Source organism: Micromonospora sp. NPDC049903, from assembly GCF_044460945.1.
Classification (GTDB): Bacteria; Actinomycetota; Actinomycetes; order Mycobacteriales; family Micromonosporaceae; genus Micromonospora.
Map to the genome: position 1 here is coordinate 803568 of NZ_JBITKL010000001.1, position 18750 is coordinate 822317.

Genomic DNA, 18750 nt, shown 5'->3' on the forward strand with positions numbered 1-18750 from the left:
TTCAGATCCGGGCACCCCGACCACGTCGGGGCACCCGGCACCGTGGTCTCAGACCTCGGTGACGTAGAAGCGCGGCATCGGCAGGATCCGGAACCGCAGCCGGGCACCGTCGCGGCGAAGCTGCCAGGCCAGCGCGAGCAGGGCGGTGGCCAGGGAGACCAGCCCGCCGGCCCAGATGCTGACCCCGGCCCCGAAGGTCTCCGCGATCCAGCCGATCAGCGGCGCACCGACCGGGTTGGTGCCCAGGAACACCAGCACCCACAGGGCCATCACCCGGCCCCGGAAGGCCGCATCGGTGCCGAGCTGGACCCGCTGGTTGGCCGCCTGGGCGAAATAGACCATGAAGAAGCCGGTCGGCAGCAGCAACACCACGACCATCCAGTACGTGGGCGCGAGGCCGACGAGCGTCCCGAAGGCGGCACAGGCGATGGCGGCACCCAGCACCAGCCAGACCGAGGGACGGCTGCGCCGCCCGGTGCCGGCCAGCGCGCCCACCAGCGCACCCACCGCGAGTGTGGTGCTGAACAGGCCGAACGAGGCCGCCCCGGTCTCGAACACGGTCTTGGCCAGTGCCGCGAGGGTGAGCTGGAAGTTGAACAGCGACATGCCGATCACGGACATCACGACCATCGGCAGCACCAGGTCGGCGCGCCGACTGACGTAACGCAGTCCGTCCAGCACGGTCGCCGCGGCCCGCTCGTTGCGCGGCGGCAACGGCTCCCGGTGCAGCTCGGCGGTACGCATCTGGATCACGGTGACCAGCGGGCCGATCGAGCTGAGCGCGGTGAACAGGAAGACCGGACCGACGCCGAAGAGGGCGATGGCGACACCGGCGACGGCCGGGCCGACGATCCGGGCTGAGTTGAACACGGCCGCGTTGAGCGAGAGCGCGTTCGGCAGCAACGGGGTGCCGACCAGCTCGGAGACGAACGCCTGGCGTACCGGGGTCTCCACCGCGTTGGCCACGCCCAGCAGGGCGGCGAAGACGAAGACGTGCCAGAGCTGGACCAGACCGGTGAGCACCAGCAGCGCCATCGCCAGCGACAACACCGTCCAGAAGGCATTGGCGACGAAGAGGAGCATCCGCTTGTCGTACCGGTCGGCCAACCGCCCGGAGATCAGCGTGAGCAGGAGCACCGGGGTGAACTGAAGGGCGACGACCACGCCGAGCGCGGTGGCCGAATCGCCGGAAAGCTCGAGAACCAGCCAGTCCTGGGCGATGAACATCATCCAGACACCGATCAGTTTGACCAGTTGCCCGGAGGCGAATAGCCGGTAGTTGCGGACCTGTAGGGACTGGAACATCGTGCTGAGCCTCGCCTGCACGCTTGGTGCGCCTCCTCGCGTCGTACGCGTCATCAACGACGGACGTCACGGCACGGCGCACACCCGGTGTGCGGTGTCAGGCTCGGGAAACTCGCTGCAGAATCTCCGCTGCGTGGTGCAGGGTCTCCCGGTCGGCATCGCTCAGCTCGGCCAGCCGGTGGGCCAGCCATTCGTCCCGTACCCGCTCGAACTGGTCGAGCACGGCCCGGCCTCCCTCGGTCGTCGCGAGGATGACCTGCCGGCCGTCGGTCGGGTGGGGCGTGCGCTGCACGAGGCCGCGCTCCTCCAGCTTCGCGACGATCTTGGTCATCGTCGGTGGCTGCACCCGTTCGACGTCGGCGAGTTCCCGCGGCGTGAGCGCGCCCGCCAGCTTGAGGCTGGTGAGCGCGGACAACTGGGTGACCGTCAGGTCACCGACCGGCCGGGCCTGGCGGACCCGCCGGTTGAGCCGGGTGATCGCATCTCGCAGCTGATGGGCCAGCTGCGCCGGTGGCATGCTCTGAGCCGTCACCGTCCGCTCCGTCACGTTAGTTAGCCTAGCTAATGAGACCCGGAGTCGGCAGCGAATATGACCACGCTCACCCGGGTGATCACCGATCCCGGGCCGGGGTGCGCTCGCGTTGTGCGCGGCACGCACGCCCGGCCCGGGCCGGTGTCAGAACAGCGACTCGATCGGGCCGCGCAGGAAGTACACCACGAACAGCGCCGCCACCCCGTACAGCAGCGGGTGGATCTCGCGGGCCTTGCCCTTGGCCAGCTTCATCACCACGTACGCGATGAGGCCGGCACCGATGCCGTTGGAGATGGAGTACGTGAACGGCATCAGCACGATGGTGAGGAACGCCGGGATGGCGATCTCATGGTCGGACCAGTCGATGGTGCGTACCGCGGTCATCATCAGGAAGCCGACCACCACCAGCGCGACCGACGCCGCCTCGAACGGCACCACCACGACCAGCGGCGCGAGGAACATCGCCAGCAGGAACAGCACACCGGTGACCAGGTTGGCCACGCCGGTGCGGGCGCCCTCCGCCACACCGGCGGCACTCTCGACGAACGACGTGTTGCTGGAGACGCTGGCCGCGCCACCGCTGGCCGCGGCGATCGAGTCGACCAGCAGGATCTCCTTGGTCCGGGGCGGGGTGCCCTGGTCGTCGAGCATGCCGCCCTCCTGACCGACGGCCACCATCGTGCCCATCGTGTCGAAGAAGTCGGTGATCAACAGCGTGAAGATGAACATCAGCACGACCAGCCAGCCGGCCCGTTCCCACGACCCGAGCACGTTGAACTTGCCGAGCAGCGACAGGTCCGGCACGTCGAACGGGTTGCTGGGCAGCGTCGGGACGTTCAGCGACCAGCCCTTCGGGTTCGGCACCCCGTTGACCACGGACGGTCCGATGTTGCCGAGCGCCTCGACCACCATCGCCAGCAGCGTCGAGGCGAAGATGCCGATCAGGATGGCTCCGCGTACCCGGCGCACCACCAGCACCAGGGTCAGCAGCAGACCGACCACGAACACCAGCATCGGCCAACTGACCAGCTTGCCGCCGATGCCCAGCCCGACCGGCACGGTGGTGTTCGCCTCGTCGGGGAGACGCCGGACGAAACCGGAGTCGACCAACCCGATGATGGTCAGGAACAGTCCGATGCCGACGCCGATCGCCGTCTTCATCTGGGTCGGCACCGCGCGGAACACCGCGGTACGCAGCCCGGTCAGCACCAGCACCGCGATGATCACACCCTCGATCACCACCAGGCCCATCGCGTCGGCCCAGGTCATCTCCGGAGCGATCTCGTACGCCACCAGCGCGTTGACGCCGAGACCGGCCGCCACCGCCAGCGGGAAGCGGCCGACCACGCCCATCAGGATGGTCAGCAGACCGGCGAGCAGGGCGGTGGCCGCCGCGATCGCCGGGATCGGCAGCGTGTTGCCGTCGCCGTCGACGGCACTGCCGAGGATGAGCGGGTTGAGCACCACGATGTACGCCATCGTGAAGAAGGTCGCCAGGCCACCGCGTACCTCACGGCTCATCGTCGAGCCGCGGGCCGAGATCTCGAAGTACCGATCGAAGCCGTTGCGGGGACGGCCGGGATCGAGTGGGGTGCCCTCGTCGGGCGGCGCTACTGCCATCAGGAACCTCACAGCAGATCATCGGGTTGTCGCGCGCATCGTCGCAGAACCCGAGGCGGTGGAAAAGCGTCACGTACCCTGACCGGGTGCCGAAGCAGCAGCCCCGCCCCGAGCCGCTCGACCCGCCGATGGTGCCGTTCGCGCTGGCCGGGATCGCAGCCTGGGCGGTCGCCGGCCTGGTGCTGCTGCTGTTCCGGGACCGGCTGATCGACAGCGGTCACGAGAACTGGCTGTGGATCTGCCTGGCCGGTTTTCTGTGGGGCTTCCCCGGTCTCGCGGTGATGATGCGCCACGACGCCCACCGCCGGCGACGACGCGCCGCCGGCTGAGCGAACCGCCCGGGCGTCGCCGGGGCGGTCCGCCTCCTACCGGTCAGGAATGGCCGTACGGCTCCGCCGGCTCGCCGGACTCCACGGACCCGGGCGCACGGCTGACCGTCATCGGCTCCATCGCGCTGTCGTCGTACACCGTGGGCATCTCGTCCACCGGCGTCTCGGCGTCGACCAGGGTCTCCGAGTGGGCACCACATCCGTGGTCGGCGCTGACCACCCGGCCGTCGTCCGGAGCGTAGAAGTTGCCGCACACACCGAAGCAGAGCCGCAGGTTGCCGGCGAGCGGCAGATAGAAGCCGCAGGTGCCGCACCGGGCGGCGGCGGGCGCGGCGGTCGAGATGGGCGCCGTCGGACCATGGTCGCCGTCGTACCAGCGCTGCGCCGCCTCGGCCCGGCCCTCCCGCGACAACACCCGAGGCCGACCGAGCCCCAACTCCCACGCGGTCTCCTCGACCGCCGGGTCGTCGGAGAGCAGGTAGCCGGGCTGGAGCCGCTCGTCGTCCGGCGGCGTCGGCAGCAGGTCACCGGGGCCGAGATCGCCCGGCTTGAGCCGCTCCTGCCAGGGCAGCCAGCCGGGCGCGAGCAGCGCGTCCGGCCCGGGCAGCAGCACCGTCTCGCAGATCGTCACGGTCCGGCTGCGCGGCACCCGGGTGACGGTGACCGCCCACCGCCAACCGCGGTAACCGGCCTGACGGCACTCGAAGTAGTGGGTGACGAGGCGGTCACCCTCAGCTACGGCTTGCAGGTGGTCGCCGACGTCGTCGGGATCCACCTCGGTGATGCCGGCGCGGGCCACCTCGACGGCGGCGGCGCATACCTGGTCGAGACGAGCGGCGCGGGCGGAGGCGGGCCTGGTCACCCAACCATTGTCACCCATGCGCGGGGCCGACTGCGAGGCACTCCCCAGAGGTGTTCTGCGGCGGTGACGCGCCAAGTGTCGGCTCGATGGTTCAGGATGGGTGCCATGCCGCTGTCCTCCCGCCCCGAGAGGTCCTTCCTCGGGCGGACCGTCGGCACCGGAATCCGGGCAGTCCGGCTGCTGCTGCGCGGCTCGCTGAGCAGCGGACGCTGGGTGACGCGCAGTGCCGCCCGGGCCCGGTCCCGGGGTGCCGGCGGCGAGACCGGCATGGTCCGCATGTTCGACCTGCACGCCGTCTCCTGCGCCGGTGACACGCTGATCGCCATCGGCCTGGCCGGGACGATCTTCTTCAACGTGCCGCTCGGCGAGGCGCGTAGCAAGGTCGCGCTCTACCTGCTGGTGACCATGGTCCCGTTCGCCATGCTCGCCCCGGTGGTCGGCCCGCTGCTCGACCACTTCCGGCACGGCCGGCGGTACGCGTTGGCCACGACCATGCTGGGTCGGGCCTTCCTGGCCTGGCTGATCTCCGACTACATCCACGGATTCGGGCTCTACCCGGCGGCGTTCGGCGTACTCGCGCTCTCCCGGGCGTACGGCGTGGCGCGGTCCGCCGCCGTGCCCAGACTCCTGCCCGAAGGGCTCGGGCTGTCCCAGGTCGGCGCACGCGCCAGCGTCTACGGCACGGTCGCCGGTGCCCTCGTCGCCCCGATCGGACTGGCCGCGTTCTGGTTCGGGCCGCAGTGGCCGCTCCGGGTCGCCTCGGTCATCTTCCTGGTCGGCATGGTGGTGGCGCTCCGGCTGCCGCCGAAGGCCGACTCCGAGCCACCGGAACGGGTCCCCCGCCCGCTGCGCGCGCTGCTGCGCCGCACTGGTGACCGTCCACTCGGCCGGGGCCGACCCGCCGGACGGCTGGTGATCTCCACCCTCGTCGGCGCGGCCACGTTACGCGCGACCTACGGCTTCCTGCTGCTCTTCCTCGCCTTCACCATCAAGGCGGGCGACCTGACCACCGTCGTGTTCGGCCGCGACCTGGGCGACGAGGGAGCACTCGGCCTGGTCGGCGGTGCCCTGGCCGTCGGCACCTTCCTGGCCACCGCGATCGGCACCCGACTACGCATCCACCGGCCGGCCGCGCTCCAGTCCAGCGGCATGATCATCGTGGCCGGAGTGGGCGTACTCACCGTCCTGAACTTCTCCCTGCCGATGGTGGCCCTGCTCTGCGTGGTCACGGCCATGATGAGCGGCATCGCCAAGTTGGCCGTGGACGCCTCGATCCAGGAACGCATCCCGGAACGACTGCGGGCGAGTTCCTTCGCGCACTCCGAGACGGCCCTGATGCTCGCCTTCGTGGCCGGCGGCGGGCTGGGGCTCGTACCCTTCGAGGGCCGCATCGGCATCGCGGTCGCCGCCGGTGCCGGCACGCTCGCCGCCATGCGCGGAGTGGTGATGGCCCGCCGGCTGCGGGCCGAACGGTTGCGCGGCCGACCGCTGACCGACGACGAGTTGGCCACCGAGGAACGGGCCGCCGACGAACAGGCCGCCACGGAGCAGGCCGCCCGGGACAAGAAGGCGGCCGAGGAGGCCGAAGCCGCCGAGCAGGCGAAGGCCACCGAGGCCGCCCCGACCTCACCAGCGCCCTACCAGGGCGGTACGGCCGACGAGAGCGACCTGGCACCGCCCGGCTTCCACATCTACCGCCCGTCGTCGGCGGTCACCGGCGGCAGCGACGACGAGACCCGACGCAGCTCACCGGGACCGGTCCCGTGACCGGACTGCTCGTGGTCACCGCAGTGCCAGCCGAGGCGGAGGCGATCCAGGCCGGTCTCGCCGACCCCGCCGTGGCGGTGGTGCCGGTCGGCGTGGGACCGGCCGTCGCCGGGGCCGCGACCGCCCGTCTGCTCGCCCTCGCCGAGGGCGCCGGCCGGCCGTACCGAGGGGTGGTCAGCGCGGGCGTGGCCGGAGGCTTCCCGGGCCGCGTACCGGTCGGCGGCACCGTGCTCGGCACTCGGGCCGTCGCCGCCGACCTGGGCGCCGAGTCGCCCGACGGCTTCATCCCCCTCGACGACCTCGGCATGCCGGCGGAACTGCTCGGCGGCGGCACCTCCGTCGCCGTCGACCCCGCCCTGTTGGCCGCCCTGCGCGCCGCGCTACCGGACGCCACCGTCGGGCCGGTGCTGACCGTCAGCACCGTGACCGGCACCGCCGCCAGCACCGAGGCGCTGAGCAGACGTCACCCGGACGCCGTGGCCGAGGCCATGGAGGGGTACGGCGTGGCCGTCGCCGCCATCCACGCCGGCGTGCCCTTCGCGGAGCTGCGTACCGTCTCCAACCCGATCGGTCCCCGCGACCGCGGAGCCTGGCGGATGCGCGAGGCGCTCGTCGCCCTCACCGCCGCCGCCACCGCGCTGCGCTAGCCACCGCCCTGCGCTAGCCGCCCGCGCTCGCGCTGATCTCGCCGCTCCGGCCGCTCCCGCGCTGATCTCGCCAGCCCGTTTCCGCGCGGGTTGCTGCACACCGGGGTGACGGACTGGCCTCGGTTCCAGCGGTCGCCGGTGTTCCAGACGGAGCGACACGGCTCTGCTCGACTCGATCCGGAAGCCGCAAGCCATCAGGAACCGCACTCCACCCGACTCCGCGGTGGCGCGCACCGCGCGCAGACCCGTCCGACGCGTCTCCTCGACGAGCCGACCCACCAGTCGCCGGCCGATGCCGAGTCGCCGCAACTCGGGAGCGACCAGCACTCCGTCGAGCACCACCTCGCGCTGGTCACCCAGGTCCTCGGCGTACAACAGGTCGAGGCTGCGCTCATGGGCACGCAACTCGCCGACCAGATCACCGTCCGACAGCTCGGCGACCAGGCACCAGCACGTCTCCGGCACGCCGTCGGTGACGCGACGGATCCGCACCTCGGCAAGCAACCGCTCGCGCAGACGCCGCTCGTCCCGGTACCGCCGATTCAGGTCGAAGGTCACCTCAGGCACTCGTAACGGCCACCGCTCGGGCGGCAACGAGTACCAGTTCGCCCACCAGGCCCCCGGCCAGTCCTTGAGCGTGCGTACCCGCCGCGCGTCGAGATGGGCCGGATAGCGACGCCCTGCGGCGTCCCGCCAGGTGTCGTCGGAGGCCGCATCGCTCGCCCCTGCCGGGCCTGGGCTGTCGCTGCTGGCGCACGCGTCCCCGGTGGCGCTCGCGTCCCCGGTGGCGCTCGCGTCCCCGGTGGCGAGGGCTTCCCCCGCCGCAATGGCCTTTCCCGCCCCGATGGATTTCTCCGCCGCGATCGCGTCGCCCTCGACGAGGCCCAGCGTGCTCCCTGCCGCGCGGACGAGCCGCTGCACGGTCCGGAAGCGCGGGTCAGCGCCCCGCCCCGACTCGATCCGGGCCACGGTCGACTGCGGCACCCCGGACAGCGCGGCCAGCTCCCGCTGGCTCAGGTCGGCCCGTCGACGCAACGCGCGCAACATCGCACCCACGTCGACCAACCGCTCGCCACCACCAGCGTCGTCCCCCCGTGCCATCGCTGTCCCCCATGCCGCGTCATCCCCACACCGTCGCTGTCGCCCATACCGTTCCTGCCCTGCGGGTGTGCCGGGCTGGCCCTGTCGGCCTAAGCGCCGTCGCCGCCTCCCGTTCCCATCGATGCTGACCGAACCGGGCGACCAGCTCAACCCGCACGGCAAACCTGTGGACAACGCCTGTGGATAACTCTGTGGGCAGGCTTCCGCACTGCTGGCGGCAGGTGTTCTGGCTCCGACGGACCAGGCTTCCCGTACTCCTCCTAGCCGCCTATCGAGCTGAACCGTTGGTGCTATCGCGCCCACGACTTCGAAGCAGGTGCACTTTGGTGGCGAGGTCCGATCCGTCGCTGCAGTCAGCTCGATAGTGGCCGTGGTGGACAAGGTGTCGGGGCCGAGCGAGGCCCGGCGACTGTGTCGTCACGTCGCCAAGTGCGCCGGCCCCCGGACCACTCCCGGACCACTCCCGGACCACTCCCGGACCACTCCCGGGCCCCCGCACTGGGCCACTCTCGGGACCACACGCCAGGTCCTGCGTCGGGTCCCGCGTCGAGTCCCGCGCCACGTCCTCCGGCCCAGCGTGAGACCGACTGGTGACGCCCGACCGGAGCAGCGACGAAAGCGTGGGGGCGGGTGTGGGCTGGCTGACGGTGGCGGTACCGGCGGGTGGCGGGCGGTCGAGGCGGGGTTACGGTGGGGTGGTGGCGCTCTCGCTGGCGATCTCGCCCTGCCCCAACGACACGTTCGTCTTCCACGCGCTGGTGCACGGGCAGGTGCCCGGGGCACCTCCGGTCGAGGTGACGTACGCCGACGTCGACGTCACCAACACGGCCGCCGAGCGCGGCGCGTTCGACCTGGTCAAGGTGAGCTATGCCGCGTTGCCCTGGCTGCTGGCGGACTACCACCTGCTGCCCTGTGGAGGTGCGCTGGGGCGCGGGTGCGGGCCGTTGGTGCTCACCCGGGCCGACCGGGACGGTGGGCCGGACCGGACCGACCTCAGTGACGCGACGGTGGCGGTGCCGGGCGACCGGACCACCGCGTACCTGCTGTTCCGGCTCTGGGCCGCCGGTCGGACGCCGCGCCGCATCGAGGTGGTGCCGTTCCACGAGATCATGCCGGGCGTGGCCGCCGGACGGTACGACGCCGGGCTGGTGATCCACGAGGCCCGATTCACCTACCCGCGCCACGGGCTGACCGCCCTGGTCGACCTCGGCGAGTGGTGGGAGTCCGACACCGGACTCCCGATCCCGCTCGGCGCGATCCTGGCCCGGCGCGGTGTGGTCGACCCGCAGCAGGCCGCCGGGTGGATCTGGGACTCCGTCCAGCGGGCCTGGGCTGACCCGGCGGCCAGTCGGGCGTACGTGGTGGCGCACGCGCAGGAGATGGAGCCCGACGTGGTGGACCGGCACATCGGCCTCTACGTCAACGAGTTCACCGCCGACCTGGGGGACGCGGGGTTCGCTGCCGTGGAGGCGCTGCTGGGCCGGGCCGCCGACGCCGGGCTCGTGCCTCAGACCTCCAGCTCGCGGGCGACCGCGTGGACCAACTGAGCGACCTTCTGGGCGGTCTTGCGATCCGGGAATCGGCCCCGGCGCAGGTCCGGCTGGACCTTCGCCTCCAGCACCTTGATCATGTCCTCGACCAGCCCGTGCAGCTCCTCGGCGGGTCGGCGCCGCAGCTCCGCCACGGAGGGCGGGGCGTCGAGCAGCTTCACCCCCATGGCCTGCACACCCCGTCGGCTGTCCACCACGCTGAAGTCGATCCGCTGGCCGCCCTTGAGGTCGGTGACACCCGCCGGTAGCGCGGTCTTCGGCAGGAACACGTCGCCACCCTCGTCACTGGTGACGAACCCGTATCCCTTGGCCGCGTCGTACCACTTCACTCGACCCGTAGGCACCTGAGAACCCCTGCTTCGCTTGAGACGTCTACTGCCTCAAGGCTAGCCGGATCATGTCGTCGAGCGCCGCCGGGAATCCGGTGAGATCCGCCAGCACGGTCGCCGCCCCGGCGGCCCTCAGTTCGTCGGCCGAACACGGGCCCGTCGCCACCGCGATCCCGGGCACCTCGGCCGCCTGTGCCGCCACCATGTCGGCCACGTGATCACCGACGTAGTGGGTCGCGGCGTGCTCCCGCAACGCCGTCGCCTTCCCCTCGGCGAACAGGTCACCGGCCACCTCGTCGACCGTCAGCCCCAGGTGTTCCAGGTGCAGTCGGGCCAGCCGGCCCAGCTTCGAGGTGACCACCAGCACACGACCGCCCCGCTGCCGTACCGCGTCGAGGGCGGCGACGGCGCCGGGCAGCGGCACGGTCGGCGTGATCGCGTACGCGGGATAGAGCTCGCGGAAGGCGTGCACCCCCTCGTCGATCCGCTCCGGCGGGAACCAGTGGGCGATCTCGGTCCGCAGCGGCGGACCCAGCCGCGACACGGCGACCTCGGCGTCGACGGGTACGCCGGTCCGCTCGGTCAACGCCCGGTAGGTGGCGGCGATGCCGGGACGCGAGTCGACCAGGGTCATGTCGAGGTCGAAACCGACCGTCAGTTGGCGCATGCTGCGAAGCTACCCGGCCACTCAGACCAGCCGGGACGTCCGATGGGCGGGAGCGACCCCGGCCGGGCTAGCGTGGAACGACGATGAGCACCTCACTCGCCGACCACCTGCGGGCGCTGCCCGACGAGTCGCTCGCCGCGCTGCTCCAGGCGCGGCCCGACCTCGTCGTGCCGGTGCCCGCCGACGTCGCCGCCCTCGCCATCCGGGCCCAGTCCCGGGTCTCGGTGTCACGCGCGCTGGACGGGCTGGACCAGTTCACCCTGCTGATCTTGGATGCCGCCCGGTTGACCCGTGACCCGGCCGACGGCACCACCTCGGTCGACGGGGTCCTCGCGATGGCCACCACCGGCCCGCACCCGCCCGCACCGTCCGCCGTCCGCGCCGCCGTCGACCGGCTGCGCGCCCTCTTCCTGCTCTACGGCCCCGACCACGAGCTGCGCCTGGTCGGTGGCGTCGACGAGATCTCCCCGTACCCGGCGGGACTCGGCCGACCCGTCACCGAGCTGGACCCGCGCACGGCCGCACTCTGCGCGGACCCGGCGAAGCTGCGCCGCACGCTGCTCTCCGCGCCGCCGTCCGCGCGGGCGATCCTGGACCGGCTGGCGGCCGGGCCACCGGTCGGCAGCGTGCCGGCCGGCGCGTTGCGGGCCCCGGCGGTCGGCACCGACGACGACCTGCCGCCCGACGACACCAACGGCGGGGCGGCGACCGGTTCGCCGGTCCGCTGGCTGATCGACCACCGGCTGCTGGTGCGGGTCGCCGGCGGCAAGGGCGGCACCGCAGGCATGGTCGAGCTGCCCCGGGAGGTCGGGCTGCTGCTGCGCCGCGACACCGGGCCGCTCGGTCCGCTGCGCACCAGCCCACCGGCGGTCGCCAGCACCCCACGCGAGCCGAAGGCCGCCGACTCCGCCGGAGCCGGGCAGACCATGGAGGTGGTACGCCACACCGAGGCGCTGCTGGAACAGTTGGCCGCCGAACCCGCGCCGGTGCTCCGCTCGGGTGGCCTGGGCGTACGCGACCTGCGCCGGTTGGCCCGCGCCACCGGCCTGGACGAGCCGACCGCCGCGCTGCTGCTGGAGGTGGCGTACGCGGCCGGGCTGACCGGTGAGGTGGAGCTGCCCGGCTCCGCCGGCCGATACGGCGCCGACCAGCAGGTGATGCCCACCGCCGGGTACGAGATGTGGCGAGCCGGCTCACTGGCCCAGCGCTGGGAGCAGGTGGCCCGGGCCTGGCTGACCATGACCCGGCAGGTCGGGCTAGTCGGGCAGCGGGACGACCGGGACCGCCCGATCACGGTGCTCTCCGCCGAGGCGGAACGCGCCGGGGCGCCCGCCGCGCGCAGGGCGGTGCTCGGCGTACTCGCCGACCTGGAACGGGCCAGCGCGCCCACCGCCGACGAGGTGTTGACACTGCTCGACTGGCGGGCACCGCGCCGCAGTCGAGGGCGGGAGGCGGCGCACCGGGAGGTGCTGACCGAGGCGGCCACGCTGGGCGTGACAGGGCTGGGGGCACTCACCTCGTACGGGCGGCTGCTGCTGGCCGAGGCGACCGCGAGCGAGGACCGGGACGCGGACGACCCGCTCGGGCTCCGGGCCGACGCCGAGGACGGTACGGGTACCGCCGTGCGGGCACTTGACGCGCTGCTGCCCGCCCCGGTGGACCACTTCCTGGTGCAGGCCGACCTGACCGTGGTGGTTCCGGGGCCGCCCGAGCCGGCGCTCGCCGCCGAACTGGAGGTGGTCGCCGAACCGGAGTCCGCCGGTGGGGCGAGCGTGCACCGGATCACCACCGCCAGCGTCCGCCGGGCGCTCGACGCCGGGTACTCCGCCGACGACCTGCACGACCTGTTCCGGCGCCGGTCCCGCACCCCGGTGCCGCAGGGCCTGACGTACCTGGTGGACGACGTGGCCCGCAAGCACGGCGGGCTGCGGGTCGGTTCCGCCGGGGCGTACCTGCGCAGCGACGACGAGGCGCTGCTGGCCGAGGTGCTCGCGGACCGGCGGCTGGAGGCGTTGGCGCTGCGTCGGCTCGCGCCCACCGTGCTGGTGACGCCTTACCAGGCGGGGCGGATGCTTGTCGTACTCCGGGAGGCGGGCTACGCCCCGGTGGCCGAGGACGCCACCGGCTCAGCGGTGCTGACCCGGCCGAAGGCCCGACGGGCACCCGCCCGGGTCTCGGTCGCCACCCGGGCCCTCGATCCGCTGGCCACCCCGCGTCTGCCCCTGCCGCGCCTGCTGGGTGTGGTGGAGCAGATCCGTCGAGGTGACGCGGCGGCGCGGGCGGCCCGGCGGGCACCGGCGGCGGTGCGCGGTGGTACGCCGGACGGCCCCGCCCCGGCGACCGGCCACAGCGAGGCCCTGGCCGTGCTGCAACAGGCGGTACGCGACAAGGCGCTGGTCTGGGTGGGCTACGTCGACGCGCACGGGGCGACAGCGTCCCGGCTGGTCCGGCCCGTCTCGTTGGGCGCCGGCTACCTGCGCGCCGAGGACGAGCGCACCGAGATGCTGCACACCTTCGCCCTGCACCGGATCACCGCAGCCGTGCTGGAGAGGTGACCCGGCGCCGGCTGACGTGACGTGGGCGCTGCCGGGGTGACGCGCTGCTCGGGCGGTGGCCGGTCAGCGCAGGCTGCGCCGGACCGATCCGACGATCGCCACGACCAGCAGCAGCGCGAAGCCGGTGCCGAGCGCCTCGCCGACCGAGTCCACGAAGCCCTGCTGGAGGACGAGCCAGCCGAAGAGGAACCAGCCGAACAGCGCCACCCCGAGGACCGCGTACGCGATCACCGTGGCGGTGGAGACGGGTTCTGCGGACTGCGCCTGCTCGCGGTCGAAGATCACTTCCTGGTCAACGGTCATGCGCCCTCCCCCGTACGGTCCGGCCCTGCCGTCCAGGGTGACACCCCGGAGCGCAACCGACCAGCACCATCACGTGACGATCCGGCGGGTTCATACCCCGGCCGAGGCGACGGTGAAACGGTGGGCGGGGGTCGCCGGTGCGGCCCGGACACGCGCTCGCCCCCGCTGGCATCCGCGACGACGGGACCCGGCCCCCGCTCGGTGGCCCCTCTCGTCGCGGCGCGAACGCGCGCCGACGCCGACCGGCGTGACGGTCGCCGTGGGCACGCGTGGCCTCGACGATCGTCTCCCCCAGTGCAAGACGCACCGAGGTACCCACTGGGTTGCAGCTGGTCGACGGTTTTCTTGCCACCCGGCCGCGCGTGCAACACTGGATGGTCGCCCGCCCGCAGGTCAGCCACCTGCCGGAGCGGGCCGATCAGCCGTACCGAGGAGGGGGTTCCGCGTGAGCGGTGGACCACTGATCGTGCAGTCCGACAAGACGCTGCTGCTGGAGATCGACCACCCCGACGCCCAGGCCTGCCGAATGGCCATCGCGCCGTTCGCGGAGTTGGAGCGTTCCCCCGAGCACGTGCACACCTATCGGTTGACGCCGCTCGGGCTCTGGAACGCCCGGGCCGCCGGCCACGACGCCGAGGGCGTGGTGGACGCCCTGATCAAGTACTCCCGCTATCCGGTGCCGCACGCCCTGCTGGTGGACGTCGCCGAGACCATGGACCGGTACGGCCGGCTCCAGCTCGCCAACGACCCGGCGCACGGACTCGTCCTGCGTGCCCTCGACCGGATGGTGCTGGTCGAGGTGGCCAAGAGCAAGAAGCTCGCCGGGATGCTCGGCAACAAGCTCGACGACGACACCATCGCGGTGCACCCGTCCGAGCGCGGCCGACTCAAGCAGGCCCTGCTCAAGCTCGGCTGGCCGGCGGAGGACCTGGCCGGGTACGTCGACGGCGAGGCCCACCCGATCGCGCTGACCCAGGACGGCGAGGACGGCGGCAAGCCGTGGACGCTGCGGTCGTACCAACGGGAGGCCGTCGAGGCGTTCTGGGCGGGCGGCTCGGGCGTGGTGGTGCTGCCCTGCGGCGCCGGCAAGACGCTGGTCGGCGCGGCGGCGATGGCCGAGGCGAAGGCGACCACGCTGATCCTGGTCACCAACACGGTCGCCGGCCGGCAGTGGAAGCGAGAGCTGATCGCCCGGACCTCGCTGACCGAGGAGGAGATCGGCGAGTACTCCGGCGAGCGCAAGGAGATCCGGCCGGTCACCATCGCCACGTACCAGGTGCTCACCTCGCGGCGCGGCGGCGCCTTCACCCACCTGGACCTGTTCGGGGCCCGCGACTGGGGTCTGGTCGTCTACGACGAGGTGTACCTGCTGCCCGCGCCGATCTTCCGCTTCACCGCCGACCTCCAGGCCCGCCGCCGCCTCGGGCTGACCGCCACCCTGGTCCGCGAGGACGGCCGGGAGGGCGACGTGTTCAGCCTGATCGGCCCGAAGCGGTACGACGCGCCGTGGAAGGACATCGAGTCGCAGGGCTGGATCGCCCCGGCGCACTGCACCGAGGTCAGGGTCACCCTGACCGACGCCGAGCGGATGGCGTACGCGACGGCGGAGGCCGAGGAGCGCTACCGGATGGCGGCCACCGCCCGCACCAAGCTGCCGGTGGTTCGCGCTCTGGTCGAGCGGCACCCGGATGAGCAGACGCTGGTGATCGGCGCGTACATCGACCAGTTGCACCAGCTCGGTGAATACCTGGACGCCCCGATCGTGCAGGGCTCGACCACGAACAAGGAACGCGAGCGGCTCTTCGACGCGTTCCGCTCCGGTGAGATCCGCACGCTGGTGATCTCCAAGGTCGGCAACTTCTCGATCGACCTGCCGGAGGCGGCGGTCGCGATCCAGGTGTCCGGCACCTTCGGCTCGCGTCAGGAGGAGGCGCAACGGTTGGGCCGGGTGCTGCGCCCGAAGGCCGACGGCCGGCAGGCGCACTTCTACACCGTCGTGTCCCGGGACACGATCGACACCGAGTACGCCGCCCACCGGCAGCGCTTCCTCGCCGAGCAGGGGTACGCGTACACCATCGTCGACGCCGACGACGTCCTCGGCCCGTCACTCCCCTCTTTCGACTGACCTCATCGCCTGCCCGCCCGACTACGAATGCTGAGCCCGATCGCCGGCCGCTTCGGGGTGCCTCGATCGTGCTAGCCGCCGTACCCGGCTCGGGCGCCGCGCCCGGTCTGCTGGCCTTGTGTCTATTCCTGAACCCGTTCCCGTGCTGTCAGTGGCCTCAAGAGAACAGCGGCGCTGCCTGGTGGGTGACGGCCGCGTCCAACTCTGCCTCCTGCCCGTTGGTCGAGCGGAAGGACGGGCTTCTGCTGTGCTTGTTGCTCGTCCGCAAGAAAGATCGCCTCCATACCTTTCAATCCGTACGCACGTTCGACAGAATCGACCCAACCGGCTGGGGAGTGTGGCGATGGCAGACAAGAGTTCGATCGAGTGGACCGAAGCCACGTGGAACCCGACAACTGGGTGCGACCGCATCTCGCGTGGTTGCGATCACTGCTACGCGTTGACCTTGGCTAAACGCCTGAAGGCGATGAGGTCGGCGAAGTATCAGACGGACGGCGACGCGCGCACATCCGGACCGGGATTCGGAGTCGCAGTACACCCCAATGAGCTGACGCTGCCGCTTCGGTGGCGAGAGCCTCGGATCGTGTTCGTCAACTCGATGAGCGACCTGTTCCATGCGAAGGTTCCCTTCGACTTCGTCAAGCAGGTCTTTGAGGTCATGGCGGCGACCCCGCAGCACACCTACCAGGTACTCACAAAGCGAGCCGCGAGGCTTGCGAAACTCGCTCCTCAACTCACCTGGCCGACCAACGTCTGGATGGGTGTCTCTGTTGAGGACGATGAACAGACGGAGCGGATCGATCATCTCCGCCAGGTGCCCGCAGCCGTTCGGTTTGTTTCAGCCGAGCCACTCCTTGGCCCGCTGAACGAACTGAACCTCGATGGCATAAGCTGGCTGATTGCCGGTGGCGAGTCCGGTCCCGGCTGCCGGCCGGTCCATCCTGACTGGGTGCGGTCCCTGCGGGACCAGTGCGTCGACGGCGGGACGGCCTTCTTTTTCAAGCAGTGGGGCGGTAGAACGCCGAAGGCTGGCGGCCGGGAACTCGACGGGCAAACGTGGGACGAGATGCCGGCGACACGGGAACTCACGTCGATCGGGTGACGGTCACCGACGGAGGGTTACCGCCCTATGGGCGCCTCAGGTGTTCCTTCCAGAAGTCACCCTTACCCGTGTTGACCACTGACGTTCCGCTCAGCAGCCTGACGGCCGCCCGGACATGAGGCACGCTCGCTTGGCCTAGCGTCGTGCCGTAGACCTCGGGCACGTAGTCGGCAGGACAAAAGGGACCTATCCGGTCTAGCAGCCGTTCCAAGTTCCCGGCGATGATTCTCGTCCACTCTGGGCCGTGACTGCTGCTGTGAGTCTCGGGCGTTGGCAACTCATTGTCACCGAACAGCGAGCCCTGCCCGTATCTCTCTCCCTTGCGCAGCAAATCCGTCTGCCACGCCACCGACCACTCCACTCCTGCCTTACCCAGCGAGTCTGCGAAGTGCCAAGCTCCCTCATTGCTGGCCGTGAAGAGCGCCAGCACGTACTTCGGCAGCAAATCGGGCCTGGGCCGTACTGGCATCTTGACCGCTCGGTATCTCGTTCCGGTCGTCAGAAGCTTCTCGTACGTGTCGCAGACCTCCAAGGCGATCTCGGTAGCCCGCTGCTCATCACCTTCATCCCGGACGCCAGCAAAGTGTTCCTGCCACCAGTCGCCGCCGAGAAAGCAGTCCAGCCGGTCCGCTGTTTTCTGATCTGCCGCCGAAAGCGCACCGTGCCTCGAACGAGACGCGTGTACGGCACGACCCATCCGAGCGACGGTCAGCACGCTGAAGTGCAGCAGAACCTCAGTTGGCGGCCATGACGGCCGGCCGAGCAGAGCGGCCTTGAGCACGTCGAAGTCCAACGCAGGGCCGAAGGGGTCGAGGAAAGCGAACAACGACGCTCCCTGAGCCCGTCTCAGGACTTCAGGAAGATGCTCGTCGACGGAGCCCATCCGGACAATCCGCTCTGCATCGCCGCCTTTCTGATCGAGTACGCGCGCGAGGTTGGCGAAGTTGTCCGGGTTCTGCTCAACAAAAAACGCCAGCACGCTACGGTAGCTCTTCACGAAATCGGCACACTGCGACAGGAGTAGCGGTGAGCCCGGCTGTCCGTCGTCATACTCTCCGCGCCCTGCGTAGCCGTCTAGGAAGACAACTCGGTTACCCGCAACGCTGCGACCGGTCTTAGACGCAAATACCACCGGGTACCTACTCAAGATCCCGTGCTTGAAGACTGCTGCCGATTTTCTGGAAGCGAAGAAGTCAGCCCCGGCCATTAGCCCTCCCCACGGCTACCTAAGGTAGCGTCACGCTAGCGGAAGGTCATGACTGCCGGAAGATGCACAGGAACCCGCGCTCCATGGTCCCGATATCCATCCGATACGGGTTTCCGCACCTCTAGCAGCGATCGACACATGACAGCATCGACGTCAAGTGTCTTGAATCTGACCGTAGGGGCAGGCGCTCAGGGCCACATTGAGGACGCGCACCTAAAGCTGCGAACCACATCAATCGACAGCGCTGCCGTCGTTGACGAAGTCAGTTCCGGCCGGAGTCAGCGACGAAGACACCGCGACCCGGGCGACCGACCAGCACGCCCCGCTGCCGCAGCCGTGCCACCGCTCGACTGATCGTGGACTGCGAAACGTCGTACTTGTCCGCCAACACTCGCCCGGAGGGCAACTGAGAGCCGGGCGGATACGTCCCGTCCTTGATCTTGCCTAGCAGTTCATCGAGCAACTCGTCCATCGTGGGCGGGATAGGCACGTCAGGCCCCTTGCAGTCGGTTGGCCCGCTCAGTATCGATCAACTCTCGCGCCATAGGCAACGCATGTAGCACTGATGACATAAGTGGGTAGATGACTCGGAGACATGCTTGACATAGGTGACTCAGTGGCAATAGCGTCGCTCTCGGTGATGCGGTGCCGCTGCGGTCGGTTGGCGCCTCTCGTGCCGGTCTCGCATCGCCGTCGAGACCCATCTCCGCGCTACCTCAGCGCGGCCCTGCTGTCGTACCGCCGATTGA

At 70.8% G+C, this 18750-nt stretch carries 15 protein-coding genes and 2 pseudogenes; 7 read left to right on the plus strand and 10 right to left on the minus strand.

Features of this window, described 5'->3' with window-relative positions; genetic code table 11:
* Positions 1–48: 48 nt before the first annotated feature.
* From ACIBO1_RS03330 to ACIBO1_RS03340, 3 genes are all read right to left on the minus strand, one after another.
* A complete protein-coding gene (locus ACIBO1_RS03330; protein ID WP_396741034.1) occupies positions 49–1326 on the minus strand; it encodes an MFS transporter in 1278 nt (425 codons plus the stop codon).
* Between the two features lie 76 nt (positions 1327–1402).
* On the minus strand, positions 1403–1852 hold the full coding sequence (locus ACIBO1_RS03335; protein WP_350700359.1) for a MarR family transcriptional regulator: 450 nt from the start codon (positions 1850–1852) through the stop codon (positions 1403–1405).
* Positions 1853–1981: 129 nt separating this feature from the next.
* On the minus strand, positions 1982–3457 hold the full coding sequence (locus tag ACIBO1_RS03340) for an NCS2 family permease (protein ID WP_396741035.1): 1476 nt from the start codon (positions 3455–3457) through the stop codon (positions 1982–1984).
* Positions 3458–3543: 86 nt separating this feature from the next.
* Between ACIBO1_RS03340 and ACIBO1_RS03345 the strand changes: the two genes are divergently transcribed.
* Complete coding sequence (locus tag ACIBO1_RS03345) at positions 3544–3786, plus strand: DUF2530 domain-containing protein (protein ID WP_396741036.1); 243 nt, start codon at positions 3544–3546, stop codon at positions 3784–3786.
* Positions 3787–3829: 43 nt separating this feature from the next.
* Here the strand turns inward: ACIBO1_RS03345 and ACIBO1_RS03350 are convergent, their stop codons facing one another.
* Positions 3830–4666: a DUF3027 domain-containing protein gene (locus tag ACIBO1_RS03350; protein WP_396741037.1), complete on the minus strand. Its 837-nt coding sequence runs from the start codon at positions 4664–4666 to the stop codon at positions 3830–3832.
* A gap of 87 nt (positions 4667–4753) precedes the next feature.
* Between ACIBO1_RS03350 and ACIBO1_RS03355 the strand changes: the two are divergent.
* Positions 4754–6154: pseudogene (locus ACIBO1_RS03355) on the plus strand (MFS transporter); the annotation flags it as partial.
* Positions 6155–6411: 257 nt separating this feature from the next.
* Complete coding sequence (locus ACIBO1_RS03360; RefSeq protein WP_396741038.1) at positions 6412–7062, plus strand: futalosine hydrolase; 651 nt, start codon at positions 6412–6414, stop codon at positions 7060–7062.
* Positions 7063–7302: 240 nt separating this feature from the next.
* Here the strand turns inward: ACIBO1_RS03360 and ACIBO1_RS03365 are convergent.
* Positions 7303–8163 (minus strand): annotated as a pseudogene (locus tag ACIBO1_RS03365) (GNAT family N-acetyltransferase); the annotation flags it as partial.
* A gap of 698 nt (positions 8164–8861) precedes the next feature.
* Between ACIBO1_RS03365 and ACIBO1_RS03370 the strand changes: the two are divergent.
* Positions 8862–9710, plus strand: coding sequence for a 1,4-dihydroxy-6-naphthoate synthase (locus ACIBO1_RS03370; protein ID WP_396741039.1), 849 nt, complete (start codon positions 8862–8864; stop codon positions 9708–9710).
* On the opposite strand, the gene ACIBO1_RS03375 is transcribed toward ACIBO1_RS03370, so the two are convergent.
* Entirely contained in the window at positions 9671–10057 is a 387-nt protein-coding gene (locus ACIBO1_RS03375; RefSeq protein WP_350700346.1) for a cold shock domain-containing protein, read from the minus strand. The genes ACIBO1_RS03370 and ACIBO1_RS03375 overlap by 40 nt on opposite strands.
* Before the next feature lie 28 nt (positions 10058–10085).
* Complete coding sequence (locus ACIBO1_RS03380; RefSeq protein ID WP_396741040.1) at positions 10086–10709, minus strand: HAD family hydrolase; 624 nt, start codon at positions 10707–10709, stop codon at positions 10086–10088.
* A gap of 83 nt (positions 10710–10792) precedes the next feature.
* Between ACIBO1_RS03380 and ACIBO1_RS03385 the strand changes: the two genes are divergently transcribed.
* Entirely contained in the window at positions 10793–13264 is a 2472-nt protein-coding gene (locus ACIBO1_RS03385; protein WP_396741041.1) for a helicase-associated domain-containing protein, read from the plus strand.
* Between the two features lie 63 nt (positions 13265–13327).
* On the opposite strand, the gene ACIBO1_RS03390 is transcribed toward ACIBO1_RS03385, so the two are convergent.
* Positions 13328–13567 carry a hypothetical protein gene (locus tag ACIBO1_RS03390; RefSeq protein WP_396741042.1) on the minus strand — a complete coding sequence of 80 codons (240 nt, stop codon included), beginning with the start codon at positions 13565–13567 and terminating at the stop codon, positions 13328–13330.
* 445 nt (positions 13568–14012) lie between these two features.
* On the opposite strand from ACIBO1_RS03390, the gene ACIBO1_RS03395 reads away from it, so the two are divergent.
* Together ACIBO1_RS03395 and ACIBO1_RS03400 are read left to right on the plus strand one after the other, a co-directional pair.
* Complete coding sequence (locus tag ACIBO1_RS03395; RefSeq protein ID WP_396741043.1) at positions 14013–15692, plus strand: DNA repair helicase XPB; 1680 nt, start codon at positions 14013–14015, stop codon at positions 15690–15692.
* A 343-nt stretch (positions 15693–16035) separates the two neighbouring features.
* Positions 16036–16794: a DUF5131 family protein gene (locus ACIBO1_RS03400; protein WP_396741044.1), complete on the plus strand. Its 759-nt coding sequence runs from the start codon at positions 16036–16038 to the stop codon at positions 16792–16794.
* A gap of 25 nt (positions 16795–16819) precedes the next feature.
* Here ACIBO1_RS03400 and tcmP read toward each other — a convergent pair whose 3' ends face one another.
* Positions 16820–18001, minus strand: coding sequence for a three-Cys-motif partner protein TcmP (gene tcmP, locus ACIBO1_RS03405; RefSeq protein ID WP_396741045.1), 1182 nt, complete (start codon positions 17999–18001; stop codon positions 16820–16822).
* 262 nt (positions 18002–18263) lie between these two features.
* Positions 18264–18473: a winged helix-turn-helix domain-containing protein gene (locus ACIBO1_RS03410; RefSeq protein WP_396741498.1), complete on the minus strand. Its 210-nt coding sequence runs from the start codon at positions 18471–18473 to the stop codon at positions 18264–18266.
* Positions 18474–18750: the final 277 nt, after the last annotated feature.

What these genes read in the sequence shown, in the direction of transcription:
- ACIBO1_RS03340 (WP_396741035.1), bottom strand. Translation starts at nt 3,457, where the DNA reads ATGGCAGTAGCGCCGCCCGACGAGGGCACCCCACTCGATCCCGGCCGT.
- ACIBO1_RS03385 (WP_396741041.1), top strand. Translation starts at nt 10,793, where the DNA reads ATGAGCACCTCACTCGCCGACCACCTGCGGGCGCTGCCCGACGAGTCG.
- ACIBO1_RS03380 (WP_396741040.1), bottom strand. Translation starts at nt 10,709, where the DNA reads ATGCGCCAACTGACGGTCGGTTTCGACCTCGACATGACCCTGGTCGAC.
- ACIBO1_RS03390 (WP_396741042.1), bottom strand. Translation starts at nt 13,567, where the DNA reads ATGACCGTTGACCAGGAAGTGATCTTCGACCGCGAGCAGGCGCAGTCC.
- tcmP (WP_396741045.1), bottom strand. Translation starts at nt 18,001, where the DNA reads ATGGCCGGGGCTGACTTCTTCGCTTCCAGAAAATCGGCAGCAGTCTTC.
- ACIBO1_RS03410 (WP_396741498.1), bottom strand. Translation starts at nt 18,473, where the DNA reads ATGGACGAGTTGCTCGATGAACTGCTAGGCAAGATCAAGGACGGGACG.
- ACIBO1_RS03350 (WP_396741037.1), bottom strand. Translation starts at nt 4,666, where the DNA reads ATGGGTGACAATGGTTGGGTGACCAGGCCCGCCTCCGCCCGCGCCGCT.
- ACIBO1_RS03400 (WP_396741044.1), top strand. Translation starts at nt 16,036, where the DNA reads ATGGCAGACAAGAGTTCGATCGAGTGGACCGAAGCCACGTGGAACCCG.